Origin of the sequence: Nonomuraea fuscirosea, assembly GCF_003001935.1 — a bacterium.
GTDB lineage: Bacteria > Actinomycetota > Actinomycetes > Streptosporangiales > Streptosporangiaceae > Nonomuraea > Nonomuraea fuscirosea.
In genome coordinates this window covers 95,831-112,049 of sequence record NZ_PVNG01000025.1, presented here as the reverse complement: position 1 = coordinate 112,049, position 16,219 = coordinate 95,831, and the positions used below count along the sequence as shown (strand labels likewise).

16 protein-coding genes are annotated in these 16,219 nt (G+C 72.3%); 4 read left to right on the top strand and 12 right to left on the bottom strand.

The window, feature by feature from the left end; all coding sequences use genetic code 11:
* Nucleotides 1-4: 4 nt before the first annotated feature.
* The 9 genes from B0I32_RS44570 to B0I32_RS44530 are packed head-to-tail and all read right to left on the bottom strand — an operon-like array spanning nt 5 to nt 10,712.
* Nucleotides 5-895, bottom strand: coding sequence for a dihydrodipicolinate synthase family protein (locus B0I32_RS44570; RefSeq protein ID WP_106250048.1), 891 nt, complete (start codon nt 893-895; stop codon nt 5-7).
* Nucleotides 892-2,241 carry an aminopeptidase P family protein gene (locus B0I32_RS44565; protein ID WP_106250046.1) on the bottom strand — a complete coding sequence of 450 codons (1,350 nt, stop codon included), beginning with the start codon at nt 2,239-2,241 and terminating at the stop codon, nt 892-894. The genes B0I32_RS44570 and B0I32_RS44565 overlap by 4 nt, the downstream gene beginning before the upstream one ends.
* Entirely contained in the window at nt 2,234-3,523 is a 1,290-nt protein-coding gene (locus B0I32_RS44560; RefSeq protein ID WP_106250045.1) for an alpha/beta fold hydrolase, read from the bottom strand. The genes B0I32_RS44565 and B0I32_RS44560 overlap by 8 nt, the downstream gene beginning before the upstream one ends.
* Nucleotides 3,520-4,335: an ATP-binding cassette domain-containing protein gene (locus B0I32_RS61500; protein ID WP_106250043.1), complete on the bottom strand. Its 816-nt coding sequence runs from the start codon at nt 4,333-4,335 to the stop codon at nt 3,520-3,522. The genes B0I32_RS44560 and B0I32_RS61500 overlap by 4 nt, the downstream gene beginning before the upstream one ends.
* On the bottom strand, nt 4,332-5,132 hold the full coding sequence (locus B0I32_RS61495; protein WP_106250042.1) for an ABC transporter ATP-binding protein: 801 nt from the start codon (nt 5,130-5,132) through the stop codon (nt 4,332-4,334). The genes B0I32_RS61500 and B0I32_RS61495 overlap by 4 nt, the downstream gene beginning before the upstream one ends.
* Nucleotides 5,129-6,124, bottom strand: coding sequence for an ABC transporter permease (locus B0I32_RS44545; RefSeq protein WP_106250040.1), 996 nt, complete (start codon nt 6,122-6,124; stop codon nt 5,129-5,131). Before B0I32_RS44545 ends, B0I32_RS61495 begins: the two co-directional genes overlap by 4 nt.
* On the bottom strand, nt 6,124-7,059 hold the full coding sequence (locus B0I32_RS44540; RefSeq protein WP_106250038.1) for an ABC transporter permease: 936 nt from the start codon (nt 7,057-7,059) through the stop codon (nt 6,124-6,126). Before B0I32_RS44540 ends, B0I32_RS44545 begins: the two co-directional genes overlap by 1 nt.
* Entirely contained in the window at nt 7,060-8,745 is a 1,686-nt protein-coding gene (locus B0I32_RS44535; protein ID WP_106250037.1) for an ABC transporter substrate-binding protein, read from the bottom strand. It abuts the gene before it with no gap.
* Nucleotides 8,742-10,712: a glycoside hydrolase family 127 protein gene (locus tag B0I32_RS44530; RefSeq protein WP_106250035.1), complete on the bottom strand. Its 1,971-nt coding sequence runs from the start codon at nt 10,710-10,712 to the stop codon at nt 8,742-8,744. Before B0I32_RS44530 ends, B0I32_RS44535 begins: the two co-directional genes overlap by 4 nt.
* A 145-nt stretch (nt 10,713-10,857) precedes the next feature.
* Between B0I32_RS44530 and B0I32_RS44525 the strand changes: the two genes are divergently transcribed.
* The 3 genes from B0I32_RS44525 (at nt 10,858) to B0I32_RS44515 (ending at nt 13,156) form a co-directional block, all read left to right on the top strand.
* Entirely contained in the window at nt 10,858-11,385 is a 528-nt protein-coding gene (locus tag B0I32_RS44525; protein ID WP_219912336.1) for a P-loop NTPase family protein, read from the top strand.
* Nucleotides 11,386-11,416: 31 nt separating this feature from the next.
* Nucleotides 11,417-12,406 (top strand): aldo/keto reductase, encoded by a 990-nt coding sequence (locus tag B0I32_RS44520; RefSeq protein ID WP_181308460.1) that lies wholly within the window; start codon nt 11,417-11,419, stop codon nt 12,404-12,406.
* 93 nt (nt 12,407-12,499) lie between these two features.
* On the top strand, nt 12,500-13,156 hold the full coding sequence (locus tag B0I32_RS44515) for a DedA family protein (protein ID WP_106250030.1): 657 nt from the start codon (nt 12,500-12,502) through the stop codon (nt 13,154-13,156).
* Here the strand turns inward: B0I32_RS44515 and B0I32_RS44510 are convergent.
* Nucleotides 13,123-13,863: a GntR family transcriptional regulator gene (locus B0I32_RS44510; protein WP_106250029.1), complete on the bottom strand. Its 741-nt coding sequence runs from the start codon at nt 13,861-13,863 to the stop codon at nt 13,123-13,125. The genes B0I32_RS44515 and B0I32_RS44510 overlap by 34 nt on opposite strands.
* A 95-nt stretch (nt 13,864-13,958) precedes the next feature.
* Between B0I32_RS44510 and B0I32_RS44505 the strand changes: the two genes are divergently transcribed.
* Nucleotides 13,959-14,732, top strand: coding sequence for an inositol monophosphatase family protein (locus B0I32_RS44505; RefSeq protein WP_106250027.1), 774 nt, complete (start codon nt 13,959-13,961; stop codon nt 14,730-14,732).
* Here the strand turns inward: B0I32_RS44505 and B0I32_RS58325 are convergent, their stop codons facing one another.
* Nucleotides 14,733-15,428, bottom strand: coding sequence for an HAD family hydrolase (locus B0I32_RS58325; RefSeq protein ID WP_181308459.1), 696 nt, complete (start codon nt 15,426-15,428; stop codon nt 14,733-14,735).
* Complete coding sequence (locus B0I32_RS58320) at nt 15,425-16,165, bottom strand: hypothetical protein (RefSeq protein WP_181308457.1); 741 nt, start codon at nt 16,163-16,165, stop codon at nt 15,425-15,427. The genes B0I32_RS58325 and B0I32_RS58320 overlap by 4 nt, the downstream gene beginning before the upstream one ends.
* Nucleotides 16,166-16,219: the final 54 nt, after the last annotated feature.

Below are 16,219 nucleotides of genomic sequence, written 5' to 3'. Positions count from 1 at the left end.
CCGCCTACCGGTAGCCCTTGGCCAGCACCTCCCGCGTCTCGCGGGTGATCTGCGCGGCCTGCTCGGGCGCGAGGGCGGTGCGCGGGGGGCGGCAGGGGCCGCCCCTGCGCCCGGCCAGGTCCATCGACAGCTTGATGGACTGCACGAACACCGTCTTGGAGTCCCAGCGCAGCAGCGGGTGCAGGTCCCGGTAGAGGGGCAGCGCCTTGGCCACGTCGCCGGCCACGGCCAGCCGGTAGAGCTCGACGGTGGCGCGGGGGATCATGTTCGGGTACCCGGCGATCCAGCCGACCGCGCCGGCGACGCCGAGTTCGAGCAGCACGTCGTCCGAGCCGATCAGCAGGTCGAGCCCGGGCGCGCGCTCGGCGATCTCGTACGCCCTGCGCACGTCCCCGGTGAACTCCTTGACCCCGACGATCAGCCCCTCCTGGTGCAGCTCGGCGAGCAGATCGGGGGTCAGGTCCACCTTCGTGTCGATCGGGTTGTTGTAGGCGACGACCGGCAGCCCGGCCTTGGCCACCTCCCGGTAGTGGCCGACGACGGCCCGGCGGTCGGCGCGGTAGGCGTTCGGCGGCAGCAGCAGCACCGACGAGGCGCCCGCCTCGGCCGCCTGCTCGGCCCACCGCCGCGACTCGGCCGCGCCGTAGGCGGCCACGCCCGGCATCACGTGGAAGCCCTCGGGGGCGGCCTCGACCGCGGTGCGCACCACCCGGGCGCGCTCCTCGTCCGTCAGCGTCTGGTACTCGCCGAGCGAGCCGTTGGGGCAGACGCCGTCGCAGCCGCCCTCGGCCAGGAACCGGACGTGCTCGGCGTAGCCGTCGTAGTCGACGGACAGGTCGTCGTGGAAGGGCAGCGCGGTCGCGACGTGCACGCCGTGCCACACGGGGCGGGTCATACGTTCTCCTTGTTCCAGTTCTCCAGCCCGCTCGCGTCGATGGGCAGCGCGGCGGACAGGTTCTCCGCGCCGTCCGCCGTCACGAGCAGGTCGTCCTCGATGCGCACGCCGATCCCGCGCAGCTCCGGCGGGACCGTCAGGTCGTGGGCGTGGAAGTACAGGCCGGGCTCCACGGTCAGCACCATGCCGGGCGCCATCCGCGCGCCCTGGTAGGCCTCGTACCGCGACGATGCGCAGTCGTGCACGTCCAGGCCCAGGTGGTGGCCGATGCCGCAGATCAGGTAGCGGCGGTGGTGCTGGCCGTGCTCCGACAGCGCCTCGTCGACCGACACCGGCAGCAGGCCCCAGTCGTGCAGGCCGCGCGCGATGACCTCCATGGCGGCGTGGTGGAAGGCGGTGAACGGCCGGCCCGGCGCGACCTGCGCCAGCCCGGCCCTGTGCGCCCGCTCCACCAGGTCGTGCACCTGCCGCTGGGCGGGGGAGAAGGCCCCCGAGACGGGGAAGGTGCGGGTGACGTCGGCGGTGTAGTGGGCGCGGGTCTCCACACCCATGTCGAGCAGCAGCAGCTCGTCCGGGAGGACGGGGCCGTCGCAGCGCACCCAGTGCAGGGTGGGGGCGTGCGGGCCGCTGCCCACGATGGAGGCGTAGCCGGGGCCGTTGCCGTACGTCCTGGCGTACCGGTCGAACGTGCCCTGCAGCCAGCGCTCGCCGCCGCCCGCGATCGCGGCGGGCACCTCGGCCAGCACGGCCGCGAAGCCCTCGACCGTGCGGTCCACCGCCTCGCGCAGCTGGGCCACCTCCCACTCGTCCTTGATCATGCGCAGCTCGGCCAGGACGCGCCGCACCTCCCGCGACGGCTCCGCCCCGCCGGTGACGAGGGCGCCGGCGGGCGGGCCGGTGAAGTCGGGCAGCGGCAGCACCTCGGCCCCGAGGGCGGCCGACCACTCGGCCGGGGACGGCGACGGGCCCACCCACAGCTCGCCGTGGGCGGCGTCGGCGAAGAAGCCGGTGTCGCCGGGCCGGGCCGGCGGCGGCAGGTACACGGTGGCGGCGCCGTCGCGGACCACGGCGACCGCGTTCTCGGCCACGCAGCCGGTCAGCCAGTAGAAGTCGCTGTCCACGCGGAAGTCGTAGGCGGTGTCGTTGCTGCGGACCGGGGCCCGGCCGGCGGAGACGACCACGGTCGCGCCGGGCAGCGCCTCGGCCAGGCGGGCGCGGTGCGCGGCGGCCGCCCGCGCCGCGCCGGGCACCAGGCCGGGGGTGCGGGCGGGGGTGTCCCAGCCCTCGGCGATGTAGGCGGTGAACGCGGGGATCTCCGCGAGCCTGGGCAGCCTGCCGTCACTCACTGGTGATTCCTCCTCCGATGTCGCGGACGAGCGCGCTCAGCCGGGCGAAGACCCGTTCCTCGCCGATGCCGTCGTGCTCGTACTCGTTGGTGACCCAGGCATGGGCGTTGCCGACCCTGGCGGCGGTGTCCAGTTGCAGGCCGGAGTCGACGTACATGTCGTCGTAGTAGACGGCGGCGGCCAGCGGCACCTCGTTGGCGGCCAGCCGGTCGAGGTCGTACAGCGCGGGCCAGTCGTCCCGCTCGGCGAGCAGCTCCACGGCGGGACGGAACGGGCGCAGCGCGCGGATCTCCGCGAACATCCAGGGATAGATCATCTCCCCGGTGAACAGCAGCGGCCTGGCGTCCTCGGCGAAGGCGGGGTGGCGGGCGCGCTCGCGCTGCGCCGCCCACGCGGTCGCGCCGGGCCCCGAGCCGTAGATGCTCTCCTGCAGCGCGGCGAACAGCGGGTTGTCGGCGTAGGAGGAACGGGTCAGCACCTGGTGCAGGAACGTCTCCGGCAGCCGTCCCTCGTCGTCGGGCGCGGCCTCGTCGAGCAGCCAGTGCATGCGCTCGTAGCCGGGCTTCATGCCGAAGTCGATGCCGAGCGACTGCAGCCGCCGCACGGTGAGCCGGTCGCCGTCGGGCAGGATCACGCCGCCGCCGGCGAGCAGGTCGGCCAGCTTCGCCGTCGTGTCCGCGTGGTGCGGGTAACGGCGGTAGAAGGCGGCGTTCTTGGCCGCCACCCGCGGATAGGTGCGCCGGTAGACCTCCTCGGCGTCCGGGTCGAGCGACGGCAGGCCGCCGGTCACGTAGCAGGCGCTGAGCCCCTCCGGCGCGTACGACAGGTACGTCAGCGTCAGGAACCCGCCGTAGCTCTGCCCGAGCGTCGACCAGCGCCGCCCGCCGAAGACCTTCTTACGCAGGTGCTCGGCGTCGGCCACGATCGAGTCCGCCCGGAAGAAGGCCAGATGGTCCGCGCCCTCCTTGGCGCCGAGCGCGCTCATCACCCGCCCGTCGAGGCGGGAGCTGCGGCCGGTGCCCCGCTGGTCGAGCAGGATCACCCGGTAGCGCTCCAATGCCTGCCCCAGCCAGCCCGACGTGCCGACGGGGCGCGGGCCCTTGCCGCCGGGCCCGCCCTGCAGATAGAGCAGGCACGGCAGGTCCTCGCCGTCCCTGGCGGGATCGACGAGCTCGCGGGCGAACAGGGTGATCGTCGCGCCGGGGTCCGTCCAGTCCAGCGGCACCCGCTCGACGTGGTCGCGCACCCGCATCCCGGGGATCGTGTACGTAGCGGTGATCAAGACCTCTCCTTCCTGCGGCGGTCCCACTCCGGGTCGATGCGCGGGATGGCCGCCAGCAGCGTGCGCGTGTACGCGTCGCGCGGCTCGCCGAACACCTGGGCGGTCTCGCCCAGCTCGACGATCCGCCCCTTGCTCATGACCGCCACCCGCTGGGCGATCTGCCGGACCACGGCCAGGTCGTGGGCGATGAACACGTAGCTGAACCCGCTCTCGCGCTGCAGCCGCCGCAGCAACTCGATCACCTGCGCCTGCACCGACACGTCCAGCGCCGAGACGGCCTCGTCGCAGATCACCAGCCTGGGGTTGACGGCCAGCGCGCGGGCGATGCCGATGCGCTGCGCCTGCCCGCCGGAGAACTGGGCGGGGTAACGCAGCGAGTGGTCGGGGTTGAGCCCGACCCGCTCCATCAGCTCCTTGGCGTGCGCCCGGCGGCTGCCGTCGGGTGCGATGCCCTGGTAGACCAGCGGCGCCATGAGGATGCGCTCCACCGTGTGGCGGGGGTTGAGCGAGGAGAACGGATCCTGGAAGACGACCTGGACATCGCCCCGGAAGCGCGCCAGCGCGGCGCCCTTGGCGCGGGTGACGTCCTCGCCGTCGAAGTGCAGGGAGCCCTCCGTCGGGTCCATCAGTTTGGCGATCATGCGGGCGGTCGTCGACTTGCCGGAGCCTGACTCGCCGACCACGGCCAGCGTCTCGCCCAGGCGTACCTCGAAGCTCACCTGGTCCACCGCCGTGAACTCGGCCCTGGCGCCCAAAGGCCCGCGCGTGACGAACCGCTTGGTCAGGTTCTCGGCCTGCAGCAACGGGGTCATGCGCTCACCTCGTCGTCGATGCGCGGGATGCTGTCCAGCAGCATCCGGGTGTAGTCGTGGCGGGGTTCGGCGAAGACCTGCTCGGCGGTGCCGTACTCGACCTGCTCGCCCCGGCGCAGCACCAGCACGCGGGTCGCGATCGAGCTGATCACGGCCAGGTCGTGGGTGATGAACACCATGCCGGTGCCGCTCTCGCGGCGCAGGTCGGCCAGCAACCGCAGGATCTGCGCCTGCACGGTCACGTCCAGCGCCGTGGTCGGCTCGTCGGCGATGAGCAGCTTCGGCCCGCACACCAGCGCCATGGCGATCATGACGCGCTGGCGCTGGCCGCCGGAGAACTGGTGCGGGTAGTGGTCGACCCGCCGCTCCGGCTCGGGCAGGCCCACCTGCGCGAGCGCCTCGACCGCGACTTGGCGCGCGTTCCTGCGGGACTTGTCGCGGTGCGCCCGGTACATCTCCTCGATCTGCAGCCCCACCGTGTAGTACGGGTTCAGCGACGACAGCGGATCCTGGAAGATCATCGACAGCTGGTCGCCGCGCAGCCGGCGCAGCTCCCGCTCGGGGCGGCCGAGCAGTTCCGTGCCGTCCAGCCGGACGCTGCCACGGGTCCTGGCGCCCTTGGGCAGCAGCCCCATGATCGCCAGGCTGGTCATGGACTTGCCGGACCCGGACTCGCCGACGATGCCGACGGTCTCGTCCCGGCCGACCGTGAAGGACACGCCCTTGACCACCTCCACCGGGCCGCGCGTGGTCGGGAAGGTGACGGTGAGGTCCTCCACCACAAGCAGGTCGCTCATCGGGCCGTGATCCTCACTCTCGGGTCCAGCCTCGTGTAGACGAGGTCCACCACCACGTTGCCGATCACCACGAAGAACGCCGCCAGCAGCGTCACCGCCATGATGACCGGCTGGTCGTTCTTGGCGATGGAGTCGGCGGCCATCTTGCCGACCCCGTTGAGGCCGAACACCGTCTCGGTGATCAGCGCGCCGCCGAGCAGCGCGGCGAAGTCCATGCCGAAGATCGTCGCGATCGGCGTCAGCGCCGGCCGCAGCGCGTGCCTGCGCATGGTCAGCGCCGGGCTCAGGCCCTTGGACCTGGCCGTGCGCATGAAGTTCTCCGCCAGGGTGTCGATCACGTTGGCGCGGGTGAGCCGGGCGTACAGGCAGGCGTAGCCGGTGGCCAGCACGATCCACGGCATCAGGTACGACTGGAACCACACCACCGGATCGTCGCCGAACGCCACCGCCTGCGGGAACGGCAGCACCTGCAGCCGCACGACGAGCACGTACTGCAGCGCCAGCGCCAGCACGTAGTTGGGGATGCTGGAGCCGCCCAGCGCCAGCCCCATGGCGGTGCGGTCCCACCAGGTGCCCTCCTTGACCGCGCTGAGCAGCCCGGCGAGGATCCCGAACAGCAGCCACAGCACCGCCGCGCCGATCGCGACCGTGGCGCTGACCGGCAGCCGCTCCACCACCATGTCCATCACGGACTGGTTGGTCTGGAAGCTGTAGCCCAGGCACGGCGCGGCGCAGTGCACCAGGTTCGCGCCGTGGCCGTAGTCGCGCCCGGCGAAGATGCCGCCGAGGAAGCCGGTGAACTGCGTCAGGAACGGCTGGTTCAGGCCGAGCACGTCCCGGATCTGGTCGATCCGGTCGGGCGTGCACGTCTTGCCGCAGATCATCACCGCCGGGTCGGGCGAGAGCGTGAAGAAGATGACGAACGTGAACAGGCACACCAGGAAGAGGATGAGCACCACTCCGGCGAGCCGTCCGGCCAGGTAACGCGCCATCAGGAGGCCTCCCCAGCGTCGAAGGCGGCCCGCAGCCGGTCCCCGAGCACCGTCAGCGACAGCACCGTCAGGAACAGGAACAGGCCGGGGACCGCGAAGTACATCGGATCGACGGCGTACCAGCCGACCGAGCTCGCGATCATCTGCCCCCACGACGGCGTGGGCGGCGCCACGCCGACGCCGAGGAACGACAGGCCCGCCTCGGTGCCCACGTAGCCGGGCACGGCGAGCGTGGTCATCACGATCAGGGAGCTGCGCAGGTTCGGCAGGATCTCCTTGAACACCAGCGCCCCCGTGGAGGCGCCCGAGGCCCGCGCGGCCTCCACGAACTCCCGGTTGACCAGCGTCATCGTCTGCCCGCGCACGACCCGCGCCAGGTACGGCCAGCCGAACACGCTGATCACCACGACCAGCAGCACCGACCGGTTGCCCTGCGGCAGCGACGACAGGATCGCGATCATGAAGATGAGCGCGGGGAAGGCCATCAGGAAGTCCATGACCCGGCAGATCACCTGATCCACCCAGCCCTGGTAGAACCCGGCCAGCATGCCCAGCACCACGCCGAGCAGCGTGGTCAGCGCGGTGGCCGCGGCCGCGATGAGCAGCGAGACGCGGGCCCCGTAGGCGATGCGGGCCAGGATGTCGCGGCCGTTCTGCGGTTCGACGCCGAGCGGATGACCGGCGCTGATCCCGCCCAGCGACCCGTGCGGGATCCCGCCCAGGTCGGTGTTGACGGCGGCGGTGTCGAAGTCGTTGGGGCCGTGGCCGATGATCGCGCTGATCAGCGGCGCGCCGAGCGCCATCAGCACGATCAGCGTGAGGTACGCGGTGCTGAGGACGGCGGCGCGGTCGCGGAGCAGCGCGCCGGCGACGCGCCGGCCCGAGGTGGCGGGCGCGCCCGCCACCTGCTGCTGCGGATGAGCTGCGACGGTCATCTACTTCGTCGGCTTCGCCAGTCCGACGGAGACGAAGTCGATGCCGCCGGAGAAGGCGTTCGACAGGTACGCGCCGGCGATGTTCGAGCCCGTGACCGTGACCACCTTCTCGTAGGCCAGCGGCACCATCGGCGCCTGCTCCATGATCTGCTTGTCCAGCTCGCCGTAGGCCGCGTTGGCCGCCTGCACGTCGGGCATGACCGCGATCTCGTCGATCCGGTCGTTGATCTTCTTGTCGTCGATCTGCGCGAGGTTCGCGTTGCCCTTGGCGGTGATGTTGCGGCCGTCGAACAGCGGCGGCAGGAACGTGGCGCCGGAGGCCCAGTCGGGACACCAGCCGGTGATGGCCGCGTCGTGCTGCTGCGCGGGCGTGCCGATCACCTCGTAGAAGGTGGAGGTGTCGATGTTGTTGATCTTGACGGTGATGTTCACCTGCTTCAGCGCCTCCTGGATCGCCACCGCGGCCGCCTGCATTTTCGGCACCGGCCGGGTGTCCAGCGTCAGCTCGAAGCCCCCGGCGAGGCCCGCCTCGGCCAGCAGCTTCTTGGCGGTCTCCACGTCGTGCGGATAGAGGTCGTAGTCGACCCGGCCGACGATCGTGGGCGGCTGGATCGAGGTGCCCTTGAGCGCCAGCTGCGAGCCGCCCAGGGCGGCCACCACGGTGTCCTTGTCGACCGCGTGGTTGATCGCCTGGCGCACCTTGACGTCGTCCAGGTTCTTCTTCGTCATGTTCAGCGACATGTACGTGGTGCAGCCGCCGAGCCCGCTCAGCGTGCGCGACTTGATCTGCGGCGCCTGCGCCCTGGCCACCGTCGCGGCCTGGATGGCGGGCGTGCCCATGATGGCGTCGGCGTCGGCGCCCTGACCGGCCAGCATGCGCTCGTCGATGGTGGCCGCGTCCAGCCCGAACGTCCACTCGAAGGCGTCCGGCCTGGCCTTGCGCACGGTGTCGGTCTCGGCCTTCCAGTACGGGTTGCGCACCAGCTTGAGCGAGGCGTTGCGCTGGTAGCTCTCCAGCTTGTACGGCCCGCTCGCGATCGGCTTGGTGTCGAACGCGGCCGCCGCCCCCGTGCCCTTGGGGAAGGGGACGAAGTTCGGCTGCGTCAGCGCGCTCGGGAAGTCGGGGAAGGACTTCTTCAGGTGGAAGACGACCGTCTTGGCGTCGGGGGTCTCGATAGTGTCGAGGTCGCCGTCCTCGTACGGGCCCTTGTAGCCCTTGGGCGCGTCCAGCAGCAGCTTCCCGTACGGCGAGCCGATCCCCGCCTCGGGGTCGAACGCCCGCGAGGCCCCGAACTTGACCGCCTCGCTCGTGATCGGCGTGCCGTCCTCGAAGAACAGGTCGTCCTTCAGCGTGAACGTCCACGTCTTGGCGTCGTCGGACGGCGTGCCCGTGTCGGTGGCCAGGTCGGGGACCACCTTCGTGCTCTCCTCGCCGGGCCCGGCGCCGAACGTGGTCAGCCCCCGGTAGATGAGCCGGTAGAAGTTGTTCACCCCGCCGTCCCAGCCACGCGCCGGGTCCAGGTGCGAGAAGTCCGCGTTGGCCAGGACGTGCACGGTGCCGCCCGTCGCGGGGGCCGACGACGACCCGCCCGGGCCACCGCCCGCGGGCGCGGCGCCGCCGCCGCACGCGGTGAGTGCCAGCACGCCGGTCATGGTGACGCTCGCCAGCGCCGCCGATCTCCTCATGTCGCCTTCTTTCCGTCGGTGGTGCGGGACCTGACCCAGACCCGCATGGCTTCGGGGCCGCGGTTGCCCCACAGGAAGTACGGGACGAAGGTCGCGCTGACCGCCGTCTCCGTGATCGCCGCCCGCTCCAGGGACAGTTCGGGGTAGAGCTCGGTGGACGGCGGGGGAGCGGCGCCGGCCGTCACCCCGAGCACGACGGCCTCGCCGCGCCGCCCGGTCCGCGCGCCGGCGACGTCGGCCACGCCGACCACCAGGTCGTCGACCGCGGCCGACGGGCTGTCCTGCTGCTCGACGCAGTAGACGAGCGGGCCGCGGGCGATGCCGAGCGCGCCTCTGGTGGCGTCGAGGTGGGGGTGCGAGCCGTGGGCGCGGACCGGCATCGGCAGCGTGAGCCGCACCTCGTCGCCGGGCGCCCAGCGCCGCTCGATCCTCAGCCAGCCACCGTCCGCACTCCCGCCGGGGGAGTCTGCCGCGGCCTCCGCGCGCTTCGCGGAAGGCGCGGCGTCGTGCGGTTCGCCGTTGACGGTGACCGTCGCGCCGCGGGCCCAGCCCGGCACCCGCAGCACGATCCCGTACGGCTCCTCCGGCGCCCGCCCGACCGTCAGGTGGACGTCGCCGTCCCACGGGTAGGAGGTCTCCATCGCCAGGTCCAGCCGCTCGCCCGTGATCCTGGCCGGGGTGTAGCAGGCGATCAGCAGCGCGCCGTCCCGCTCCGCCGCCACGTAGTCGGCCAGCTGAGCCATCCAGCGCACGATGTTCGGCGGGCAGCACGGGCAGCCGAACCAGGAGCGGCGCAGCGGCTCCCCGCCGGGCTCCGCGCCGCTGCGCTGCTCGTGGTCGGGACGGCGTTGCAGCGGGTTGTCGTAGAAGAACGCCCGGCCGTCCTCCGACAGGCCCACGGCGTAGGCGTTGTAGAGCACCCGCTCGAACACGTCGAGGTACTTCGCGCCGCCCGTGGCCAGGAACATCCGCCAGCCCCACTGCATCACCGCGATGGCCGCGCAGGTCTCGCTGTAGGCGCGCTCGGACGGCAGCTCGTAGCGGTCGCCGACGGCCTCGTCGGAGTGCCGGCTGCCCAGCCCGCCGGTGAGGTAGAGCTTGCTCGCCACCATGTCGTCCCAGAGCCGCTCCAGCGCCGCGAACAGCGACCGGTCGCCGGTCTCCAGGAAGACGTCGGCGGCCCCGGCCGCCAGGTACGCCATCCGCACCGCGTGCCCCGTCACCGACGGCAGCTCGCGGAAGGGCACGTGGTCCTGGAAGTAGTCGGCGGAGAAGATGCTGTGCTCGATCTGGCCGGAACCGCGGCGGTCGACGAACGCGGCGGCCAGGTCGAGGTAGGCGCGCACGCCCGTCTCCCGGTACAGCTCGACCAGCGCCATCTCGACCTCGGGATGCCCGCACACGCCCCGCTCGGCGAAGCGCTCCACGACCAGGTCCGCGAAGCGCCCGGCCACGCGCAGCAGCCGCTCGTCGCCCATCCGGCGCGCCGCGGCGACGGCGGCCTGGATGAGGTGGCCCAGGTTGTACAGCTCGTGCCCCCAGGCCAGGTCCTCCCACGGCTTCCTGGCGGCCGCCGGGTCCTGGAAGAAGGAGTTGAGGTAGCCGTCCTCGGCCTGGACCCGCTCCAGCAGGCCGACGACCTCGTCGTAGAACTCCCGTACCGGCTCGGCCGCGCGGCCGTCGCCGAGCTCGTAGGCCAGACCCTCCAGGGTCTTGTACAGATCGGTGTCCAGGAACGGGTACCGGCCGCGGTAGGGGGCGGGATCCTGCTCCAGGAGCCGGCTCAGGTTGGCGACGTTGCCCGCCGCCCGGAGCTGCTCGATGGTGTGCGGGATCGTGGCCGCGCCGTTGCGGACCTGCCAGTGGTGTAACAGACCACCGGTGATGCGCGCTCCCGGCACCGGTCGTACGGCCCCGGCGGCCGTGCGTACGGCTCCGGCCAGGGCCTTGACCTGCTTAGACGTCATGAATCTTCCCAGTAATGTGTGGCATTGCACTGAACCTTAGGTGTCGGGGAGGTGTGTTGCCAAGGGTTGCGGAGGGGCTCATCGACGAACGTAACCCGTCCGAAACAGGGCGGACCGGACGACGGCCGCCTGAGAGGATTCGCGGGTGAAACGCGTATCCGTGGTGGGGAACTCCGGTTCCGGCAAGTCGACGTTGTCCTCGGCGCTGGCCGGACGGCTGGGCGTGCCCTGGCTCGAACTCGACTCGATCTTCCACATGTCCGGCTGGCAGCCCCGTCCCGAGGAGGAGTTCCGCGCCGAGGTCGAGCGGTTCACCGCCGCCGACGGCTGGGTGGTGGACGGCAACTACTCCGCCGTGCGGGACCTGGTGTGGTCGCGCGCCGACACCGTGGTCTGGATCGACCTGCCGAGGCGCACCGTGATGCGCCGGCTGCTGGTCAGGACCCTGCGCAGGATGACCACCGGAGCCGAGCTCTGGAACGGCAACAAGGAGTCCTTCCGGTTCCTGCTCGACAAGGACGAGTCGATCCTGTGGTGGGCGTGGCGGCGGCACGCCGTCTACCGGGAGCGTTACGCCCGGGCGCGGGCCGATCCGGCCAACGCGCACCTGAGGTTCGTCCGGGTCGCCTCCCGGGCCGACGCGACGCGCCTACTAGCGACTGACAGAATTTGAAATCTGTCAGTCTCATGGGCATACTTTGCCTATGAGAACTCTGGGAACCGACGGCCCCGCCGTGTCCGACCTCGGGCTCGGCTGCATGGGCATGACCGACCTCTACGGGCCGGCCGACAGGACCGAGGCCATCGCGACCATCCACGCCGCGCTCGACGCGGGCATCACCCTGCTCGACACCGGCGACTTCTACGGCATGGGCGCCAACGAGCTGCTCATCGCCGAGGCACTGCGCGGCCGCCCGCGCGACGCCGTGCGGATCAGCGTGAAGTTCGGCGCGCTGCGCGACCACGACGGCGGCTGGCACGGCGTCGACGGCCGGCCGGTCGCGGTCAAGAACTCGCTCGCCTACACGCTGCGCCGCCTCGGCACCGACCACGTGGACGTCTACCGGCTCTCCCGCGTCGATCCGGCCGTGCCCATCGAGGAGACGGTCGGGGCCATCGCCGAGGAGGCCGCCAAGGGCCACGTACGCCACATCGGGCTGTCCGAGGCCGGCGCCGACACCATCCGCCGCGCCCACGCCGTGCATCCCATCAGCGACGTGCAGATCGAGTACGGGCTGCTGTCCCGGGGCATCGAGCGGGAGATCCTGCCCGTCTGCCGCGAGCTGGGGATCGGCGTGACCGCCTACGGCGTGCTGTCGCGCGGGCTGCTGAGCGGCCACTGGAGCAAGGACCGCGAGCTGGACGCCGGCGACTTCCGCGCGTACTCGCCGCGCTTCTCCGGCGACAACCTCGCCCGCAACCTGGCGCTGGTGGAGGCGCTGCGGGCGGTCGCCGACGGCAAGGGCGCCACGGTGGCGCAGCTGGCCATCGCCTGGGTGCTCGCGCAGGGCGAGGACATCGTGCCGCTCGTCGGCGCCCGCCGCCGCGAGCGGCTGAGCGAGGCGCTCGGCGCGCTCGACGTGAAGCTGTCGTCCGGCGACCTGGCCGCGATCGAGGCCGCCGTCCCGGCCGGCGCCGCCGCCGGCGACCGCTACCCGGACGTCATGATGGCCGAGCTCGACAGCGAACGCTGACCGGAACGCCCGCGCCCGGCCGCGGGCGAGCGGGGTGGCCGGGGGCTCGGATTTCTGTGCCGGTCAGGTCCGGGGCGGCGCTAGTGTTGGCCGGTGCACATCGACGAGTGGCTGCAGGCGATCCCCGCCGGATGGCTGTACGCGACGGTCGCGCTCGTGATCGGGCTGGAGAGCCTCGGCATCCCGCTACCGGGCGAGATCGTCCTGGTCAGCGCCTCGATCCTGGCCTCCAGGGGCGTGGTGGACCCGGTGTGGGTGGGCGCCTGCGCGAGCGCCGGCGCCATCGTCGGCGACTCGGCCGGATACGCGATCGGGCGCAAGGGTGGCGCTCCCATGTTCGCCCGGCTCGGGCGGCGCTTCCCCAAGCACTTCGGGCCCCGGCACGTGGGCAGGGCGGAGGAGTACTTCCACCGGTTCGGCATGTGGGCGGTGTTCTTCGGGCGCTTCATCGCCCTGCTGCGCATCCTGGCCGGGCCGCTGGCGGGGGCGCTGCGCATGCCGTACTGGAGGTTCGCCGTCGCCAACGTGCTCGGCGGCATCGTCTGGGCGGGCGGCACCACCGCGGTGATCTACAGTCTCGGGCTCGTCGCCGAGAAGTGGCTCAAGGGCTTCTCCTGGGCGGGGCTCGTGGTGGCCGTCCTGTTCGGCGTCGCCACCACCCTCTTCCTCAAGCGCCGCGCCGCCCGGGTGGTCGGCGCGGAGGAGGACGACGACGCTCAGCGCTCGATGAGCGTGACCTCCAGCGAGTAGTGAGAGGCCCGGTAGACGTGTGAGCCGTGCTCGACCGCCCGGCCCTGGTCGTCGTAGGTGGTGCGGAGCATGGTCAGCAGCGGCGCGCCCCGGCGCTCCTCCAGCAGCCGGGCCTCGGCCTGCGTGGCGGCCCGCGCGCCGATGCGCTGGTTGGCCACCCGCATCCGCACGCCCGCCCCGCGCAGCAACTCGTACAGGCCGCGGCCTTCGAGATCGGCGGCGGTGAGCTTGGCCAGGCCGATCGGCAGCCAGTTGTGCAGCACCGCCAGCGGCTCGCCCGCCGCGAAGCGCAGCCGCTCCAGATAGAGGATCTCGGAGCCGGCCGGCACGCCCAGGATGGCGGCGATCTCCTCCAGCACCGGCCGCGGCTCCAGGACCAGCACCTGCGTGGCCGGCTCCTGGCCGGCCCGGCGCAGGTCGTCGTAGAGACTCGTCAGCTCGACCGAGCGCTTGACCTGCCCGTGCACCACCTGCGTGCCGACGCCGCGCTTGCGCACCAGCAGGCCCTTGTCCACGAGGTATTGGATCGCCTGGCGGATCGTGGGCCTGGACAGGCCGAGCTTGTCGGCCAGCAGGATCTCGTTGTCCAGCCGCGAGCCGGGGGCCAGGTCGCCCCGCCGGATCGCCTCGGCGATCTGCTCGGCCACCTGGAAATAGAGCGGCACGGGGCTGGATCGATCCAGGTCGATGGCCAGGTTCGCGGTCATGCTGATCAGCTTAACGCAGGTCAGAATGTCCTGACAAACGAGTCAGGTAGCGTTCAAGCGTGTGCCACGGGCGCGCGAGCGGTAGGGGAGAGGGCATGGATGTGACCCACCTGCTCGACACCGCCTCCGCGGCGGCCCGTGCCGTCGGCCCCCAGTTGCGCGCGGCCTTCAGGTCCCGGCCCGACGTGAGCACCAAGCGCGACTTCCACGACCCCGTCACCGAGCACGACCGCGCGGCCGAGGTGAGCATCCGCGCCGTCATCGACGCGCGGGCGCCGCACAGCGCGATCGTGGGCGAGGAGGGCGGCACCACCGGCTCCGGCGACCTCGTCTGGTACGTCGACCCCATCGACGGCACCGCCAACTTCGCCGCCGGCCTGCCGTTCTTCTGCGTGTCCATCGCCGCCGCCGTACGCGGGGAGCTGGTGGCCGGCGTCGTGTACGACCCGGTGCGCGACGACGAGTTCACCGCCACCCCCGACGGCGCCTGGTGCAACGGCAAACCCCTGCGCAGCGCGGGGGCGACCGGCGACCGGGAGGCCATGCTGCTGTCCAGCTACCCGACCCCGCTCGACCTCGGCGCCGGCGGCGAGCTCGCGCTGGAGCGCTACGGCCGGCTGCTGCGCTCCTTCTCCGCCGTACGCAAGGTCGGCAGCGCCGCGCTCAAGCTCGCCCACGTCGCGGCCGGCTGGTCGGACGCCGCGTACGGCACCGGGTCCAACCCGTGGGACGTGGCGGCGGGAGCCCTGCTGGTGCGCAGCGCGGGCGGGGTCTACCTGGGGGATCCGCTGGTCAAGGGGGACTACCTGGCGCACGTGGGCGGGTTCGACCTGGAGGCGTCGGCGCTGGCGGAGTTCGTACCCCGGTGATCAGGGGAGCAGGCCGGGCAGCTCGGTCAGCGAGGTGATGCGCGGGAAACCGGCGGGCGGGGGCTCGGCGCCGAGCCGGTCGAGCCAGACCGAGCGCATCCCGGCCGCCGCCGGCCCGGTCACGTCGTTGCGTACGTCGTCGCCCACCAGCAGCACCTCCCGCGGACTCAGCCCGAGCGCCGCCGCGGCCCCCTCGTAGCAGCCGGGCGCGGGCTTGAACCGGCCGTCCAGCACCTCCCCGGTCAGCACCGGACCGACCAGGCCGTCCAGCCCGATCACGCGGACCTTCTCCTCCTGCATGCGCTGCGTGCCGTTCGTCAGCACCCCCAGCGTGAACCCGCCGAGCCCGGCCAGCGCCTGCGCGACGTCGGGGAACGCGGCCCAGCCGCGGCGATAACGGGCGGCGAAGCCGGCGTAGGCGGCGTCCAGGTCGGCCGGGACGGGAACGGCCAGCTCCGCGCACAGGGCGGACAGCCGCAGCCGCCGCTGCTCCTGCGCCGAGCAGCGGCCCGCCTGCCACATCGCCAGGTACGGCACCTCGAAGCCGGCCCACAACGCGGCCGCCTCGCCCAGCCGCGGATGGCCGGGGGAGTGATCCTCCAGCCAGGCGGTGATCGCGGCGTCGGCCGCGCCGCGGTGGTCGAGCAGGGTGCCGTCCAGGTCGAACAGGATCCCCTTGACGCCGGACAGGCTCACGTCGCCGCTCCCGAGGTGACGTGGGCGGCGATGCGGGTGGCCGTCTCGCGCGGCGGATAGCCGAGCGTCAGGCCGCGGACCGAAAGCGGGGCCCGGGCGAAGAGCGCCTCGGCGTCCTCGCACAGCACGTAACGCAGCGCGGGGGAACAGGAGCGGTGCTCCTCCAGCGCCCGCACCTCCGGCTCGGCCAGCTCCTCCGGCAGCGCCTCCCGGTAGTCGGCGATCAGCGCGTCGAGGTCGAAGAGCTGCGCGTAACGCTCCGACGTGCCCGCCACCACCCGCACCAGCTCGTCGTCCTCCGTCCGCGCGTGGTAGATCAGGCTCGTCCCGCCGCTCTTGCCGCACCAGCGCAGCGCCTCGTCCGCCGGCAGGGTGAACGCCCCGTACGGTTTGCGCCCGTACAGCAGCGCCTCGGCGATCCACCGGTCGCACCACAGCTCGTCGCGGTACGGCGTCGGCGTGCCGGGCGCGGCGGCCAGGCCCTGGGCCAGCACCGGATTCCAGGCCGACACCATCGGGCTGCTGAACCTCGGCATGCGCGGGCCGCGCCAGCGGCTCAGGGCGTAGCCGTACCAGACGGTCACGACCTCCGTCCGCAGCTTGGGCAGGGGCCGCTCGTAGGTGCCGTTCATGATCTGGCCGCCGTCGGGATGGCGCCAGGGACCCGGTGGGAAGTCCGCGTCTGTGGGGGCCGGAGGAGTCCGGTAGTCGGGATGGAGGATCCACGCGTCCGCCACAGTGTCGGGCCTTTCGGATCGGCGTATGCATGACGTGTCAGACCATTAGAGTGG